This is a genomic window from Acinetobacter sp. (genome assembly GCF_045628685.1).
Lineage (GTDB): Bacteria > Pseudomonadota > Gammaproteobacteria > Pseudomonadales > Moraxellaceae > Acinetobacter.
This window is the reverse complement of record NZ_JAZQPV010000096.1, coordinates 21242-37060: the sequence shown is the minus strand read 5'-3', so window position 1 is coordinate 37060 and position 15819 is coordinate 21242. Positions and strand designations below refer to the sequence as shown.

Below are 15819 nucleotides of genomic sequence, written 5' to 3'. Positions count from 1 at the left end.
TGGATTTAAATTATTTTTATTAATCGTTTTTAGGTTTAAACAGCTTTTAAAGTATCTTAAATAATTGATTATTTTAATATATTCTACATATATCATGATATTTTTTATCTATAAATGTAAATATTTAGCCATAAAAAAAGCATGTATTAAAGTACTTTTTTATTCACTTATTTTTTACTATTATGTTTAAAAACAATCTTATAAAGACAATAAAATGAAACCCCAATTATTAAATCAAAATATCGAGTTAAAATATCAGCCTATTTTCGCACTTTATTTATGGCGGCAAAAACCCAGTATTAGAATTTGGGTAGTTATCTTATTTATCAGCTTAATCATCAACAACATTCACACGGCCTTGGAATATTATTTCTACTCAGTTCAAGGAATCGACTGGATGCAAAAGAAACATTTTTTTGAATGGGTACAATGGCGTTATTTTCTTCCTTTTTTTATTACCAGCCTTTGCGTTCCCCTCATTTTATTTTTTAAAACTGCTTGGGTATTCCAATTGCGCTTCCTTTTGCTCTTCTTCACCCTCTTTTTATTTTTTCCCTCATGGTATTTTGGCGTGAATGGCTTTGGGACTCTCTTTTTATGGATCTGTTTACTACCGCTATTTGAACAATATGCATGGAAGCAAAAGTAATAAAAAAGCACCCTCAATGGGGTGCTTTCTAACACTTAATTTAAAAGAAAATTTTTAAAATTAAGCTTGTAGCTCACGTGCTTTAGACATGGTCAATGCCAAATCTTCAATCATGTCTTCCTGACCGCCAACCGTACCACGGCGACCCAATTCCATCAGAATTTCACGCGCAGAAACACCATATTTCGCTTCAGCACGTTTAGCAAACAACAGGAATGATGAGTAAACACCGGCATAACCTAAAGTTGCTGCATCACGGTCGGCACGAATCGGTTGCTGCATCATTGGCACAATCAGTTCTTCAGCAATATCCTGAACTTTGAACAAGTCCACACCTGTTTCCATTTGCATACGGTTAGCAACCGCAACAAACAATTCAAGTGGGGTATTACCTGCGCCTGCACCTAAACCGGCAGAAGCCAAATCGACACGGGTTGCGCCAGCTTGAACTGCTGAAACAGAGTTAGCAACGCCCATACCCAAGTTATGGTGACCGTGGAAACCGATTTCGATGTCTGAACCCAAGTTGGCACGTAAAATACCGACGCGGTCAGTCACATCATTCGGCAGCATATAACCTGCAGAGTCAGTGACATAGATACAGTTTGCACCGTAAGACACCATTTTTTGCGCTTCTTCCAAAAGTTTTTCTGGAGTCGCCATGTGCGCCATCATCAAGAAGCCCACAGTGTCCATGCCCAGTTTGCGCGCAGCAGTAATATGCTGTTCAGAAACGTCCGCTTCAGTTGAGTGAGTTGCAACACGAATGGTTGCTACACCTACATCGTGCGCCATTTTTAAATGGTCAACCGTACCAATACCCGGAATTAAAAGCGCAGATACTTTGGCTTGCTTAAGCTTTGGAATCACTGCGGTTAAATATTCTTCGTCTGTTGCAGCTGCAAAACCATAGTTCACCGAGTTACCGCCTAAGCCGTCACCATGGGTTACTTCGATTAGCGGCACACCAGCATCATCAAGTGCAGTGGCAATTGCAACCATTTGCTCTGGTGTAGTTTGATGGCGCATTGGGTGCATACCATCACGTAACGTCATATCATTAATAATAATTTTTGACATGGTCTGCTCCTTAAGCTTCTGCTTCAGCTTGCGCTGCTTGGTTAGCGATGAGACGTTCTGCAAACATTTCTGCAGTACGTGCAGCAGCTGCAGTCATAATGTCCAGGTTACCGGCATATTTAGGCAAGTAATCACCCAGGCCTTCAACTTCCAGGAACATCGAAACACGGTTGCCATCAAATACCGGACCATTTACAAGTTTGTAACCTGGTACATATTTTTGAACCTCGAGGATCATGGCATGCACAGATGCTGTGATTGCAGCCTGATCCGGCGTACCTTCAACAAGACAGTGTACAGTGTCACGCATCATCAGTGGTGGCTCAGCAGGGTTGATAATGATGATGGCTTTACCTTGTTTCGCGCCACCCACCTGCTCAATTGCACCCGCAGTGGTACGTGTAAATTCATCAATGTTTTTACGTGTACCTGGACCAACAGACTTAGTTGATACCGTTGCGATGATTTCACCGTAGTTCACAGCTTGAACACGTGAAATCGCTGCCACCATAGGAATGGTTGCCTGGCCGCCACATGTCACCATGTTAACGTTTGGCAATTCGCCCTGTTCAAGCAAAGTTTCCAGGTTAACTGGTGGCACGCAGAATGGACCAATCGCTGCAGGCGTCAAATCAATCATCTGTACGCCAAGTTCATTCAACTTGCGGCTGTTTTCAGCATGTACATATGCAGACGTTGCATCAAAAGCAATTTGAATGTTGTCTTCCAAAACGTGAGGCAATAAACCGTCTACACCCTCAGCAGTGGTTTTTAAGCCCATTTTCGCTGCACGTGCCAAACCTTCAGACGTTGGGTCAATCCCCACCATCCATACAGGTTCTAAAACTTCACTACGTTGAAGTTTGTAAAGCAAATCTGTACCGATATTACCTGGACCGATTAATGCACATTTAATCTTTTTCATGAATGTACTCTCTTAGAATCTCGATTATTCAGCAGCGAATGCAGCAACAACAGAACCAAAGCCTTCAATTTCAACTTTGAATTCATCACCCGGGTGTGCAACAACCATTGGACCTAATGCACCGGTCAATACGATGTCACCGGCAAGAAGCGGACGACCACGACGAACCATCTCATCAGCCAACCAAACTGCAGCATTGAGCGGGTTTGCAAGGCAGGCTTTACCTACACCTTGAGATACCACCTCATCACCACGGGTCATGGTCATTTTGCAGTTCACCAAATCTAGGTTTTCGAGTTTTACCGGACGTGAACCCAACACAAAAGCCGCAGAAGATGCGTTATCGGCAACGGTATCAATCAGTGAAATTTTCCAGTTTTCGATACGGCTATCTACCACTTCTACCGCTGGCAAGGCATATTCAGTCGCACTGATAATGTCTGCATAGGTATGATGTTCCTTGGTCAGATCTTTATTGATGATTAATGCGATTTCTGCTTCAACTTTAGGCTGAATCAATAGACCTGCCGGGATAGCTTCGCCATCACCATACGACATGTCTGCAAACAGCATACCGAAGTCAGGCTGATCTACACCGAGTTGAGCTTGTACAACTTTTGAAGTCAAACCGATTTTGCGGCCAACTAAACGACGTCCTTCGCTTAAGGCACGTTGGGTATTTAATTCTTGAACTGCGTAAGCAATATCTACATCAGCACTTTCACCACCCAACTGTGGGCGAACCGGTGCAATCGCAGTTTGTGACAACTCAGCTTCTCTAAGTGCCAATGCGACTGATTCAACAACAGCAGAATTCGACATCAATGTTTCCTTAAACTGCAAAAAAATTGGACTTATACCGTGATCGATGGAAATGGAATGAACAATCAGAAAAATTCTATGCAAATGATCAAACCCATCAGCAAATGGGTGCTGTCCATCTTGAGAAACGTGTATATGTATAAACTGATTTAGAATCTAAAAAATGCGGTTTTTATGCCAATACTTATTTTATTTTTTACAATAGCTATTAGCTATAAATGGCATTCTATTTTTTAAGTGAAACAAAGCACTTAGCATAGATATTTCATGATATCCGAGTAATCAACTCTGCAATACAAGCGATTCATTTTAACAATCAATCACGCCTACGACTAAAAGATGAGACGACAATTATATTTTGAGTAAAAACAATATATTCATTGCTCAATCAACATGATATTTTTAAATAATTAAAAACAAGGACTTAAAATATTAGCAATGAAAATTAAAACCCTGATATTGATGGTTTTACTGAGCACCTTATGTAGTACAACCTTTGCACAAAGCTATAAAAATCAACTTAAAAACAAATATTTAATTTTAAATAGCGCAAGTTGTGCCGGACTGAAATTTAATCCTCAAGCAACCGCCGCTGCCTGGAAAAATGAAATGGACTGTAGCCGTGGTGACTCCAATACCGATGCGTGGCGTATTACCTGGATTACACCAGAGATTTTTATGATGACTGAAGTCATTCGTCCCAATGAAATTTCACCACCACGTAATAATTTTTATAAAATTATGCAAAATGGAACCGTCACTATGGTCAATTACTGGACCGGTTGGGGTAACCACAAACCTGATCTGCAAAAATTTAGAATCCAGTAAGTCAATTTAGAATTGAATAAGTCTAAAAAAGGGTGATTTTAAATCACCCTTTTAAGCATCTGATGGATCTTAAACTGCCTGTTTCAAATTTACCTGATTTAAGAGGACCTGATGCAGATTTGCGACATCCTCAGCAATGGCAATTGGCTTGTATTGAGCCAGCGTTTCAGGTGTATGCACCCCATAACTCACCCCAATACGTGGCATGGCAATGTTCTGTGCCATTTCCAAGTCATAGGAAGTATCACCGACCATAATCGCATTTTCAGCCTTAACACCGGTAATACGCAAAATTTCTGCGAGCATCAATGGATCAGGTTTGGATTTGGTTTCACTTGCCGCACGGGTTACGACAAAAAGCTCATGACTCTGGGTTTGACTTAATACCCGGTCTAAACCTTTACGGCTTTTTCCGGTTGCCACCGCAAGTTTGATGCCTTCAGCTTTTAATGTTTGCAGCATCTCAGCTACCCCTTCAAACCATGCATCACCTTTCGAATTTTCAACATAGTGCGTCGCATAGCATTGCAAAATATCAGCATGCAATTCAGGTACATCTGAAAACAAGACTTGTGCAACTTCAGGCAACCCCAAACCGATAATGCTTTTTGCAGCGTCATCCGTTAAGGGTTGTTGATATTCTTTGGCAGCAAATTGTAGGCTTTGAACAATCTGCCCAACTGAATCAAATAAAGTCCCATCCCAATCGAAAATAACAAGTTCTAAAGTTTTGTTCATGAATTAATCCAATATTTGATTCAGAGTGAATAATCACTTGAAATTGACCTCTCTCAGCCTCTCTCCTCAGAAGAGAGAGTTGCTATTATTTTTCAAGCTCAAGGAACGAACTAAATATCGGGAGATATGTTTAACCAGATTTAATTCATTCCTCTCCTTCACTATCCTGACATTTCCTCCCCTTTCAGGAGATGAGCATCCTCAGAATATATTCTGAGTGCGCAAGGGAGAGATCAACGTTATTTATCCATATTCTTGAGTAACGGGGCTATTCATCAATACTCCCGCTGCTTGAGAGAAGAGCGTTCAGTCTTCGTCACGATCCGTTAAAGCCGGTTCTTTATCTTTCTTCTGTGCACGGAGCTGTGCCACCAGACTCTGCATATCTTCAGGCAATGGCGCTTCAATCGTCTCATAACCCGGAATTTCCAGACGCATTGCATGCAAACATAAACGACGTGCTTTAGGTCCTTTGTATGCAGTTTCATGACCATATTTTTCATCGCCAACTAAAGGATGACCAATACTTAAACCGTGCACACGAATCTGATGGGTACGACCTGAAAGCGGTGATGCATATACAAGCGTTGCATGCATAAAGCGCTCAGCCACATTCCACTGCGTCTTAGACTCTTTACCTTCTTTCGGTGACACACATACACGACGCTCACCATTGGCCAGCTCATAACGGTGTAAAGGTGCATCAATCAGTTGACGATCGATCACAACATTGCCTTTTACAATCGCCGCATAGGTTTTTTTGATCTTGTGTTCACGCAATAAATCTTGCAGGGTTTTTAAGGTGCTGCGTTTTTTACTGATCATCACCAGACCAGAAGTATCACGGTCAATACGGTGAATCAGTTCCAGATATTTCTTGCCGGTTGCTGCGCGCAAGCCTTCAATTAGACCATATGCCACGCCACTGCCACCGTGCACGGCAATACCAGAAGGTTTATTCACCACCATCAGGCCTTCATCTTCATAAATCACACGGCTGAGCAGGCTTTGAGCCACTTTGTCCGATACCGGGACCGGCGTTTCATCTTTAGGCTCATAACGAATGGGCGCAACGCGAATTTGGTCACCGATTGCGAGTTTGGTTTCCGCCTTAATACGCTTTTTATTGACCCGAACTTGTCCTTCACGCATCAAACGATAAATACGACTTTTAGGCACGCCTTTGAGTCTGGAAAATAAAAAATTATCGATGCGTTGGCCTGATTGATGCTCGTCAACTTCAAACCAAGTGACACTTTGCCATTCTTGCGTAGAATTCATACAGTTACTATGACCCAAAAAAATACTAAAATTGATTAAAAACTGATCACTTAGGCTATGCTTTACACAAGAAACATAAGCTTAACCCATAGGCAGATGATGCAAGGTTTGATATAGTCAGCTCACGGATACCACCGTTAGTGTGAAAAAATTTAATCACTTCAATCTTTTTGAAGCTGAATATTAAATTTGACTATTCACATTAAACACGGAAAGGTCCCTAAAGAATATGCCGACGCCGAAGGCTTATTATATCGGCAAAAAAGCAAACTGTTGCGTTTAATTGTACTTATGTACATAAATCAGTCTGCCCTAAAAAATATGTCGCCAACTTAAAGTTGGTTTTTAAACGTAAACTGATACACATCAGATTAGTCGCACCCTGAAGTCGCATTCAGGCTACAACGTTGATGCATTGGATCTGCACATAAAGCAAAGATACGATGATAATTCCGTATCAAGACGCTCTATCTTAATGAAGGGATGATCTTCAAGCTGCATGACAGTGAAAGTTACTCACATCCAATGCACCGTTTGTCCGCCAGTGAAGCGCTCAGGTGACTTTAATCGTTTAAAGATTGAAGCCGTATTGCCATCATCAATACGTGAATCAAACACCGAAGCCCAAAAAAAGGCCGGTAAAAAAGCTCAGACCACAAGCGTTTATTTGAGATCTGGGTATTGATCCGTAATGTATGATGTTCGCTACGTGAATAGCGATGTTTTGTTGTGTATCACTATTAGGTGTTACACCCATGAAACGTATGTTGATTAATGCAACACATGCCGAAGAGATTCGCGTTGCACTTGTCACTGGTCAGCGTCTTTACGATTTTGATTTAGAAAATCGTACCCGTGAACAAAAGAAATCCAATATCTATAAAGGTCACGTGACTCGCGTCGAACCTTCTTTAGAAGCTGTATTTGTTGAGTATGGTGCAGGTCGTCAAGGCTTCCTGTCTATGCGTGAAATCGCAAACTCATATTACAAGGCAGATCCTCGTCAAACTTCAAACATCCGCGAATTGATCACGGAAGGTACAGAACTTCTTGTTCAAGTGGAAAAAGAAGAACGTGGCAATAAGGGGGCTGCCCTCTCTACCTTTATCTCGCTTGCCGGTCGTTATTTGGTGCTTATGCCAAATAACCCTAAAGGTGGTGGTATCAGTCGTCAAATTTCAGGTTCAGTTCGTGAAGAATTGAAAGAAATGTTGTCATCACTGAATATCCCGCGTGGCATGAGCGTAATTGTCCGTACTGCAGGTATTGGTCGTTCACAAGAAGAATTACAACTTGACTTGCAACACCTGATGGATCTTTGGGCACAAATTCAAACCACAGCAAGTTCTGGTCCGTCACCAATGCTGGTGCACCAAGAAGCAGGCGTAGTGACACGTGCCATTCGGGACTATTTACGTGACGATGTTGCAGAAATTTTAATTGACTCTGAACAGGCCTATACCGAAGCCTATAACTTCGTGAAAGCAGTCATGCCGCGCCAGTTAGAAAAACTTAAAACCTATACTTTAAATGAGCCGTTATTTGCTCATTTTGGTATTGAAAGCCAAATTCAAACGGCTTATGAACGTGAAGTAAAACTGCCTTCTGGCGGTTCAATCGTGATCGACCAAACTGAAGCTTTAGTGTCAATCGACATTAACTCGGCGAAATCAACCCGTGGTCATGATGTTGAAGACACCGCGCTGAATACCAACTTAGAAGCTGCGGAAGAAATTGCACGTCAACTGCGTTTACGTGATATCGGTGGTTTGGTAGTGATCGACTTTATCGACATGACCAAAGACCGCAACCAGCGTATGGTTGAAGCAAAACTGCGTGAAGCTACCCAAAGCGACCGTGCCCGTATCCAGTTTGGTCAATTGTCACGTTTTGGCCTGATGGAGATGAGCCGTCAACGTCTTCGTCCTTCACTTGAAGAAGCAACTGGTTACGTCTGCCCTCGCTGTCACGGTACGGGTATGGTACGTGACTTACGCTCTCTATCACTTTCAATTATGCGTAAAGTGGAAGAGATTGCACTTCGTGAACGTCAAGGTGAAGTTCAGGTCGAAGTTCCGGTTGAAATCGCAGCATTCATGCTGAATGAAAAGCGCCATACGCTGGTGTATTTAGAACAAACTTCGAATGTCCGTGTAACCGTGTTGCCACATCCGCACTTGGAAACCCCACATTACGAAATTACTTATAATGCTGAAGGTTTTGCGCCAACCAGCTACGAACGTACCGAAGCAACCCGTTCAAGTGAAAAAGAGTTGGGTTACGAATCCTCTGAATGGCATTTGGAAGGTGAGCAACAGGCTGCTCAAGCTGCTGCGCAAGTACCTGCTCAGCAACAGGCTAAAAATCAAAACAACAAGCCGCAACGTCGTCCACAACAAGTGGCTCAAGAAGTACAGCAACCTCAGCCCGTTCAAGTTGCGCCTGCTGCCCAAGCTTCAGCAAGCCCATGTGCTTGGCTAGAAAACCTGTTTGTACAAAAACAGGCAAAAACAGTAGATCAAGCGCGTACTGCAAACAATGCTGCTGCTGCCATTGAACAAATGGTGAATGGTGGTGCTGTAAGTCGTGGTCAATTCGGTCAGGTGGCTACATCTGTACCTGTTGCAAGCGTACCGGTAGAAACCGTAAACAATAATGTTTACTTAACGCCAAGCACGCCTGTAACACCAAAACAGGAACAGCGTGAAGTTGCGGATAAGTATTCTGATCGAGAAGAAAAAGCGCAACGTCACAATAAAAAGCGCAACAAGCCTAAAGAGCAACGTGAACCAGTTCAGCACGACAATCAACAAAATCAAGTGCATGAAGAAATCGTTCAAGTTCCTCGTCATGAGCGTCAAGAACCACGTCATGAGCAGCGCCAAGAAGCACGTCAAGACCAGCGCCCAGAGCCACGCCAAGATCAACGTGACAACAAGCGCCCGACTCGACGTCAACATGTTGAACAACAGGCTTCTGAAACTCAACCAGAGCAAAATGCAGTTCCACGCCGTGACCGCAATAGCCCAAATCGCCCAAATCGCCCAAATCGCCACCGCGATCAAAGCGTATTGAACGAACCAGCTGCTGCTCCTCAGCAGGCCATTGCTGCTCCTGCAGTTAACGAACAACAGCCTAAAGTCGAAGTGATTGATACGCCTCGTCAGGATGTGATTCCAACTGCATTGCTGGTCAATGTGGATCAGGCACAAAGTGAAATTGTTGCATTAAGTGCATCAGGCGCTGTAGTTGAAGCACCGATCGCTCAAGCTGCACCTGCCACGGTTACAGAAACCAAAGTGTCTGTAGTTGAGAAACCCGTTGTTGCGAAGGAAGAAAAACCTGCTGCAACCCCTGAAACTCGCGAGCAACATCAACCACGTTCTGCTGATACACGTGCCAGCAACGATCCGCGTATGCGTCGTCGCCAAAAACGTGAAGCGCAGGTAAAACAGGCACAAGCTCCAAAATTGAACCCATCTCAGGTTCCAACTTTGGGTCAATATACCGTGGGTAGCCTCATTCGCCATGTTTATGGTGAAGATTGTTCAGTCTTAATCGAGCAATTTGGTTTAATCCCAACCTTCAACCGTGCATTGGTGAAATTCACTGAGCAATATGCGGCAACTCTCGTGCATCAGGCAACTGAGGCCGAAGCACCAGCACAGCCGGTAACCCGTGATGTTGCGGTAGCTAAAGCTGCACCGGAGGCTGAACCTGCACCAGTGTTGGCCTTAACACCGCCTGCTGCTGTTTCAGACACCCGTGTTGCCAATGATCCACGTGAACGTCGTCGTTTGGCCAAACTTGCTGCGGAACAGGCTTTAGAGCAAGCCAAGCAAGCCCATAGCGAACCTGAAGCTGCAAAGGAAGTTGTTAAAACCACAACTGCTGAAGTTGCTCCAGTGACAGAACCAGAAACTGTAACTGAAGATGCGCCTGTAACGGAAATGCCTGAAGTCGCCGCAGCGTCGGAAGTGGTTGCCAAGCCGATCAAGGAAGATGTAGCAGCCCGTGTTGAAAAGCCGGTAAAGCAGCCAAAACAGGTACAATCTGAATTACCGGTAGAGGTCACTCAAGACGTACAGGCACTGGCTGAGCCAAAAGCTGATCCAGACACACCGGATGCCGATGATGATGCTGACAAACCTGTCCGTCCTCGTCGTCCGCGCGGTCGCCCTCCAAAGAAAGTTACTCCTGCAAATGAGTCATAATTAGCTCTAATGCAGTGAATAAAAAAAACCTAGTCATTTCGGTGACTAGGTTTTTTTTGATACTTTTGTCAAATTAGGTTGATTGCACTAGGATTAAACGATTAAAAAGACACCTGTACAAATGAGCGCAAACAAATAGACATATTGAATTATGAAAAAATAAATAGGATTCTTATGAACCACACCCCACCGAGCGATCTTATTGGTCTTGCTGATATCGCAGCAAAATTACCCAAATTTATAAGCAAAGTCCCTCATCTATTGAGTGGTCTGAAACAAGCCTATTTACGTACACCCAACACTCCTGCGGGCTTGGGCATTGCCTTTGAAAAGGCCGTCAAGCGCAATCCTCAGGGTACAGCGCTATTATTCGAAGATCAGAAATTCAGTTATCAAGAGCTGAATGAATGGGCCAACCAAATCGGACACTTTTATCTGTCGCTTGGCGCGCGTAAAGGCGATGTGATTGCGGTGATGATAGAAAACCGCCCTGAACTGGTGGCAACAGTGGTCGCTTTGGCGAAAATTGGTGTGACTTCAGCTTTGGTCAATACATCACAAACCGGTAAGGCACTGACGCACAGTATTAATCTGGTTAAACCGATTGCAGTTATTGTCGGTGAAGAATGCCGTCATGCTGTGGAAGAAGTCCGTCAAGACTTAGTGCTTGCAGAAGATCGTTTTTACTGGTTTGCAGATCAAGCAACTCGAATTGATGCAGGTAACGCACCCCAAAACTGGGTAAATCTTGCAGGTAAAATAGACAGCTTCCCAAAATTCAATACACCTACTACGCACAGTGTTCAAGGTAAAGACGGCTTATTTTACATCTACACCTCGGGTACGACCGGTTTACCCAAGGCAGTCATTTTCACGAATGGCCGCTGGACTTTGGCCTATGGTACTTATGGACATGTTTTAAACCTGAATAAAGATGACGTCATGTACGTGACCTTGCCGCTCTATCATGCAACAGGCATCGTAGTCTGTTGGTGCGGCGTCATTGCCGGCAGTGCCACACTGGCATTAAGACGCAAATACTCCACCTCTTGTTTCTGGAAAGATGTACAAAAATTCGATGCCTCTGCGATTGGCTATGTCGGTGAATTGTGCCGTTACCTCATGGACGCACCTGTTTCTGAACTTGAACGCGGTCACCGTGTCAAAAAAATGATCGGCAATGGCATGCGTCCGAATATCTGGGACAAATTCAAGGAACGCTTTGGGGTCGAAGAAATTCTTGAACTTTATGCTTCAAGCGAAGGAAATGTCGGTTTTAGCAACGTGTTTAACTTTGATAATACGGTCGGCTTTTCCCCTACACCCTATGCCATTGTCGAGTTTGATAAAGAAAGTAATGCACCGGTGAAGGATGCCAAAGGCTGGTTCAAGAAAGTCAAAAAAGGTGAAATCGGTTTATTGATTGGTAAAATTACTCGTCGCTCACCTTTTGATGGCTACACCGATCCGGAAAAGAATAAATCCGTCATTATGAAAGATGTGTTTAAACAGGGGGACTCCTTCTTTAACACCGGCGATCTGGTGCGCGATATTGGCTTTCGTCATGCCCAATTTGTGGACCGCTTGGGTGATACGTTCCGCTGGAAAGGTGAAAATGTATCTACCACTGAAGTTGAAAATGTGGTCAGTGAATATGAAAAAATTGCTGAAGCTGTAGTTTACGGGGTAGAAATCCCCCACACCAATGGCCGTGCCGGTATGGCAGCAATTACGCTAGCAGAGGGTGCAGAATTAACAGCGCAAGATTTAAAGCAAATGGCAACCGAGTTTAAAAAACATTTGCCTGCTTATGCTGTTCCCGTGTTCTTGCGTGTTCAAGCACAGGTAGAAACCACGGGTACTTTTAAATACCAAAAGAACAAGTTGAAAGAACAAGCTTTTGACCCCCATAAAACAGACGAACGTTTACTGGTTTTACTGCCGAATGCCACGGAATACTGTGATTTAACAGTAGAAATATTCAACAATATTCAAGCTTATCAATACCGTTTCTAACCCAAAACGGCTGTTTTTTGAGTAGATATAGCAAATTTGTTGCATTTATAATCAAACATCAACAAGTTTGCTATTTTTTACTTGCGCTCGGTTCATAACTTGCTACAATACGCCCATCAAAACGAAGTGGTGTTAGAAAATTCTTTTATTTTCTTACACTGTGCATCCAAGCAATGCTTGAATGCTGGTTAAGGGCCGTTAGCTCAGTTGGTAGAGCAGTGGACTTTTAATCCATTGGTCCCGCGTTCGAGTCGCGGACGGCCCACCATATCTTTCTTAAGGCTTCTTTCTGTACTATAATAGAAATGAAACTTGCAAATATTCCGACCAAGACAAACCATACCACTTCGGTAGATTCGCCATTCTCGAAATTTTGCTTCATCTTGCAATTCATTTAAAACAGTGTTTTTAGATGCGTTCTGGGTTGTTAGCTCAGTTGGTAGAGCAGTAGACTCTTAATCTATTGGTCGAGGGTTCGAACCCCTCACAACCCACCAAATTCAACTATAACGATCACAATAAAATTTCAATTGTATTGAACAAAAAATACTCCATATTAGGAGTATTTTTTTTGCCTAAATTTTAGGATTCGTGGGCTTTCAGTGAGGTAGTTTCTTTGACTAAACAATAGGGCTGCCGTGGAAATGGATTACCCTCAGCAAAATACTGTTCGTTTAGTGCCGATGCATGCGCAATTTTATCCAGCTCCATGACCAGGTTTTGGTCTTGATCGATATTATAAAAAAAGTCTACCCCATTCAATCGATGCACGATCACTTGATGATGTATTGAATCATAAGACCAATAATCTTGACGTTGATAACTGTTCGAAGCAAAGGTGATTTTACCTAAATGAATAATACTGCGATATGCCGTACCATCTGCTAATAGATTAATAACTAAATCTGCACTCCCCTGTTTGCATTTTACAATAGGATCAGTACAGCTAATTGCAATCTGGTAGCGCCCCACATAAGGTTTGGCATTTTCTGCAATTTTTCTCTGAGGTTCGGTTGTTGTATCTGCTACAGGCATAGGTATCTTTCCGGCAACCTCGGTCAGTTTATTGCCTTGAGTATCTATAGTAGACGAGTTGGCTACCTGATTTTGTCGTTCTGTCTGTTCAGCTACAGGCTCTTCGAATGGCTGATTGCAGCCCACAAGACCCCATACAACCGCCACCAGCATATATTTACGATGATCTACTTTTAGAAACATTGACTTACCCCTAAATGCTAGATTTTTTTAGTTGTACATTCAATGATTTATTGGATAAGTAATCTGGTTGAATCTATTTCCTTATAAAATAACTCAGAGAGCAGATTGATTTTCATTGATATAAATTAACTTTTTTTCAATATAAATACATCTTATCTTGCAGCAGAGTTAATACGGCATACTCAGTTACATAACTTAACGATTTACTATTCCGGATCCCTTTAAAAAGTCTTTTTCACCACCATTTTCTACCTATAGGCAAGTTATTTTAACTTCATATATTTTCTAATTTCCAGGAGAACTAGATGGCAAATGTTGGTTTATATCGTTCTAACCGACAGAATATGATTGCAGGGGTGATGGGTGGTATTGCTGAACGATTTGGCTGGAATGCAAACTTACTCCGCATTATATTTGTCATGGTTTCTCTGATGAGCGCAGCATTTCCAGGCATTTTAGTGTATTTGGTTTTATGGCTTATTATGCCTAAGCAACAGTTTCAAATAGATGCTTCCGGCTATCAGAATTCAGTTCGGACGGTAAATCAGGATTCTAATCCCTACCGTTAACAGTTAAAATTTTGATATTTTAAAGTTTTATGCTACGACTTCTACCCCAATGAGTCGTAGTCTTTTTTTGCTCATTTTTTAACTTTAAGCTGCCAGATTCAACTGTTGATTCAATGCAGCAATCATATCGGCACGGCTAATAATGCCGACCATTTTCTGGTTTTCCACCACAGCAATATAATTAAAAGAACGTTCCACAAAATAAGGTATCAAATCCTGGATCGGTTGTTCCGGTTTCACTGTGACGACTTGACGTACCATAATATGTTTCACCTGACGCTCCCAAGTGCTGCGCAGATCGGTCGCTCGCTTAAACCATTCCACCACTTCATACAAAGCCAATGTTCCCACCAATTGATGCTGAGCATCGCTCACAGGCAAGCTCATTAAATTCATACGTTTAAATTTATCCAAAGCGGAATGGATATCATCATTTTCATTCAGGCTAATGACGTCTTTGGTCATAATATCCTGGCATTTGAACTGGCTTACTCCCCTCGCATTGGCTTTTTCTTGCGCTGCTAAAATAATTTTTTGCAGGTCATATTCACTAATATCTAACAGCTCGGTTTGTTGATCCAAAGTGTCTTGAATATCTTGCGGTTGAATCGTGACTTTCTGGGTGGGTGTTGGATCTTTGGAACGCTGGTTGATTTGTACGACTTGCGGATACTGTTTACCCAGCATGCGATTAAATACGATTGCAATACTCAGCAATAACAATGAATTCAATAAAACAGGATAGAAAATAAAGTTATATCCAAGCTGCTGGACTGCTTCCCCGCCCAGAACTGCGGTAATCGCCACTGCCCCGCTGGGTGGATGCAAGGAATCTGTGGTCATCATTAAGATAATTGAAAGACCCACCGCAACACTAAAAGCTTCGGTCAAGTTAGGAATATATATCGCACAGGTCACCCCAACAATACCTGCAATAGTATTGCCGACCACCATATTCCACGGTTGAGCCAGGGGGCTAGCAGGTACGGCAAATAGCAGCACTGATGATGCACCCATTGGCGCGATATACCAAGCATTGATATCGCCCAACACCCATCCACTGATCAGTGAGGAAAGTGCAAGTCCCAAAAATGCGCCTATGCCACATAGCAGACGGTCTTTGAGCGGCAGGACTTTGAAATTGGGTTTTAAGGTATTGAGCCATTCAAGTTGAGGATGGAACACAGCACGCCTTTTATTATTTTCGAGTTGAAGCTGTGAATTATAGAGTGATGCTGCATAAAGATGTATTTATTTTATATCTTTTTATTATCAATTTTTTGATGATTTCCAAAATAAAAATGTCTACATTCATTGGTAGCATTTATGATGATTTTGCAAATTTTTAATGCCTGGCGCTTTAAACCGAAGCACGATCAACAACTTATGCCCTATATTCATTTAAAATCATTAAACTAACCCGAATTACGGATAAGAAAACCGCTTGAAAAAAAGATGGTTAGAGCCATTTAGAAAGTT

Annotated in this window: 12 protein-coding genes, 2 tRNA genes and 1 pseudogene; 7 read left to right on the top strand and 8 right to left on the bottom strand. The window is 42.6% G+C overall.

The window, feature by feature from the left end; all coding sequences use genetic code 11:
• Positions 1 to 214 precede the first annotated feature (214 nt).
• Entirely contained in the window at positions 215 to 649 is a 435-nt protein-coding gene (locus ACKI4H_RS12735) for a hypothetical protein (RefSeq protein ID WP_407306287.1), read from the top strand.
• Between the two features lie 60 nt (positions 650 to 709).
• Here ACKI4H_RS12735 and dmpG read toward each other — a convergent pair whose 3' ends face one another.
• Genes dmpG through ACKI4H_RS12720 form a run of 3 tightly spaced genes read right to left on the bottom strand, consistent with a single transcriptional unit; the run spans position 710 to position 3476 of the window.
• Positions 710 to 1729: a 4-hydroxy-2-oxovalerate aldolase gene (dmpG, locus tag ACKI4H_RS12730; protein WP_407306285.1), complete on the bottom strand. Its 1020-nt coding sequence runs from the start codon at positions 1727 to 1729 to the stop codon at positions 710 to 712.
• A gap of 10 nt (positions 1730 to 1739) precedes the next feature.
• Complete coding sequence (locus ACKI4H_RS12725; protein ID WP_407306283.1) at positions 1740 to 2654, bottom strand: acetaldehyde dehydrogenase (acetylating); 915 nt, start codon at positions 2652 to 2654, stop codon at positions 1740 to 1742.
• Positions 2655 to 2678: 24 nt separating this feature from the next.
• Positions 2679 to 3476: a fumarylacetoacetate hydrolase family protein gene (locus ACKI4H_RS12720; protein WP_407306281.1), complete on the bottom strand. Its 798-nt coding sequence runs from the start codon at positions 3474 to 3476 to the stop codon at positions 2679 to 2681.
• 438 nt (positions 3477 to 3914) lie between these two features.
• Between ACKI4H_RS12720 and ACKI4H_RS12715 the strand changes: the two genes are divergently transcribed.
• The gene (locus ACKI4H_RS12715; RefSeq protein WP_407306280.1) at positions 3915 to 4304 is read left to right on the top strand and encodes a hypothetical protein; all 390 of its coding nucleotides are present in this window, start codon (positions 3915 to 3917) and stop codon (positions 4302 to 4304) included.
• Positions 4305 to 4373: 69 nt separating this feature from the next.
• Here ACKI4H_RS12715 and ACKI4H_RS12710 read toward each other — a convergent pair whose 3' ends face one another.
• From ACKI4H_RS12710 to ACKI4H_RS12700, 3 genes and pseudogenes are all read right to left on the bottom strand, one after another.
• Entirely contained in the window at positions 4374 to 5042 is a 669-nt protein-coding gene (locus ACKI4H_RS12710) for an HAD family hydrolase (protein WP_407306278.1), read from the bottom strand.
• A gap of 306 nt (positions 5043 to 5348) precedes the next feature.
• Positions 5349 to 6323, bottom strand: a complete 975-nt coding sequence (locus ACKI4H_RS12705; RefSeq protein ID WP_407306276.1) for an RluA family pseudouridine synthase — start codon at positions 6321 to 6323, stop codon at positions 5349 to 5351.
• A 55-nt stretch (positions 6324 to 6378) separates the two neighbouring features.
• A pseudogene (locus ACKI4H_RS12700) lies at positions 6379 to 6717 on the bottom strand (hypothetical protein).
• Between the two features lie 361 nt (positions 6718 to 7078).
• Here ACKI4H_RS12700 and ACKI4H_RS12695 point away from each other — a divergent pair.
• The 4 genes from ACKI4H_RS12695 to ACKI4H_RS12680 all read left to right on the top strand — a co-directional run bounded on the left by ACKI4H_RS12695 (position 7079) and on the right by ACKI4H_RS12680 (position 13050).
• Positions 7079 to 10537 (top strand): Rne/Rng family ribonuclease, encoded by a 3459-nt coding sequence (locus ACKI4H_RS12695; RefSeq protein WP_407306274.1) that lies wholly within the window; start codon positions 7079 to 7081, stop codon positions 10535 to 10537.
• A 174-nt stretch (positions 10538 to 10711) separates the two neighbouring features.
• Positions 10712 to 12553 (top strand): long-chain-acyl-CoA synthetase, encoded by a 1842-nt coding sequence (locus ACKI4H_RS12690; RefSeq protein WP_407306272.1) that lies wholly within the window; start codon positions 10712 to 10714, stop codon positions 12551 to 12553.
• Between the two features lie 192 nt (positions 12554 to 12745).
• A tRNA-Lys gene (locus ACKI4H_RS12685) sits at positions 12746 to 12821 on the top strand.
• 153 nt (positions 12822 to 12974) lie between these two features.
• Positions 12975 to 13050 (top strand) — tRNA-Lys (locus tag ACKI4H_RS12680).
• An 85-nt stretch (positions 13051 to 13135) separates the two neighbouring features.
• Here ACKI4H_RS12680 and ACKI4H_RS12675 read toward each other — a convergent pair.
• Positions 13136 to 13771, bottom strand: a complete 636-nt coding sequence (locus tag ACKI4H_RS12675; protein WP_407306270.1) for a hypothetical protein — start codon at positions 13769 to 13771, stop codon at positions 13136 to 13138.
• 305 nt (positions 13772 to 14076) lie between these two features.
• Here ACKI4H_RS12675 and ACKI4H_RS12670 point away from each other — a divergent pair, with 305 nt between their 5' ends.
• Positions 14077 to 14340 carry a PspC domain-containing protein gene (locus tag ACKI4H_RS12670; RefSeq protein WP_407306268.1) on the top strand — a complete coding sequence of 88 codons (264 nt, stop codon included), beginning with the start codon at positions 14077 to 14079 and terminating at the stop codon, positions 14338 to 14340.
• Positions 14341 to 14424: 84 nt separating this feature from the next.
• Here ACKI4H_RS12670 and ACKI4H_RS12665 read toward each other — a convergent pair whose 3' ends face one another.
• Positions 14425 to 15525 (bottom strand): HPP family protein, encoded by a 1101-nt coding sequence (locus ACKI4H_RS12665; RefSeq protein ID WP_407306266.1) that lies wholly within the window; start codon positions 15523 to 15525, stop codon positions 14425 to 14427.
• Positions 15526 to 15819 lie beyond the last annotated feature (294 nt).

Excerpts from the sequence above, each read along its gene's own strand:
- ACKI4H_RS12715 (WP_407306280.1), top strand. The coding sequence starts at position 3,915 with ATGAAAATTAAAACCCTGATATTGATGGTTTTACTGAGCACCTTATGT.
- ACKI4H_RS12710 (WP_407306278.1), bottom strand. The coding sequence starts at position 5,042 with ATGAACAAAACTTTAGAACTTGTTATTTTCGATTGGGATGGGACTTTA.
- ACKI4H_RS12725 (WP_407306283.1), bottom strand. The coding sequence starts at position 2,654 with ATGAAAAAGATTAAATGTGCATTAATCGGTCCAGGTAATATCGGTACA.
- ACKI4H_RS12695 (WP_407306274.1), top strand. The coding sequence starts at position 7,079 with ATGAAACGTATGTTGATTAATGCAACACATGCCGAAGAGATTCGCGTT.
- ACKI4H_RS12735 (WP_407306287.1), top strand. The coding sequence starts at position 215 with ATGAAACCCCAATTATTAAATCAAAATATCGAGTTAAAATATCAGCCT.
- ACKI4H_RS12675 (WP_407306270.1), bottom strand. The coding sequence starts at position 13,771 with ATGTTTCTAAAAGTAGATCATCGTAAATATATGCTGGTGGCGGTTGTA.
- dmpG (WP_407306285.1), bottom strand. The coding sequence starts at position 1,729 with ATGTCAAAAATTATTATTAATGATATGACGTTACGTGATGGTATGCAC.
- ACKI4H_RS12690 (WP_407306272.1), top strand. The coding sequence starts at position 10,712 with ATGAACCACACCCCACCGAGCGATCTTATTGGTCTTGCTGATATCGCA.
- ACKI4H_RS12720 (WP_407306281.1), bottom strand. The coding sequence starts at position 3,476 with ATGTCGAATTCTGCTGTTGTTGAATCAGTCGCATTGGCACTTAGAGAA.
- ACKI4H_RS12705 (WP_407306276.1), bottom strand. The coding sequence starts at position 6,323 with ATGAATTCTACGCAAGAATGGCAAAGTGTCACTTGGTTTGAAGTTGAC.
- ACKI4H_RS12670 (WP_407306268.1), top strand. The coding sequence starts at position 14,077 with ATGGCAAATGTTGGTTTATATCGTTCTAACCGACAGAATATGATTGCA.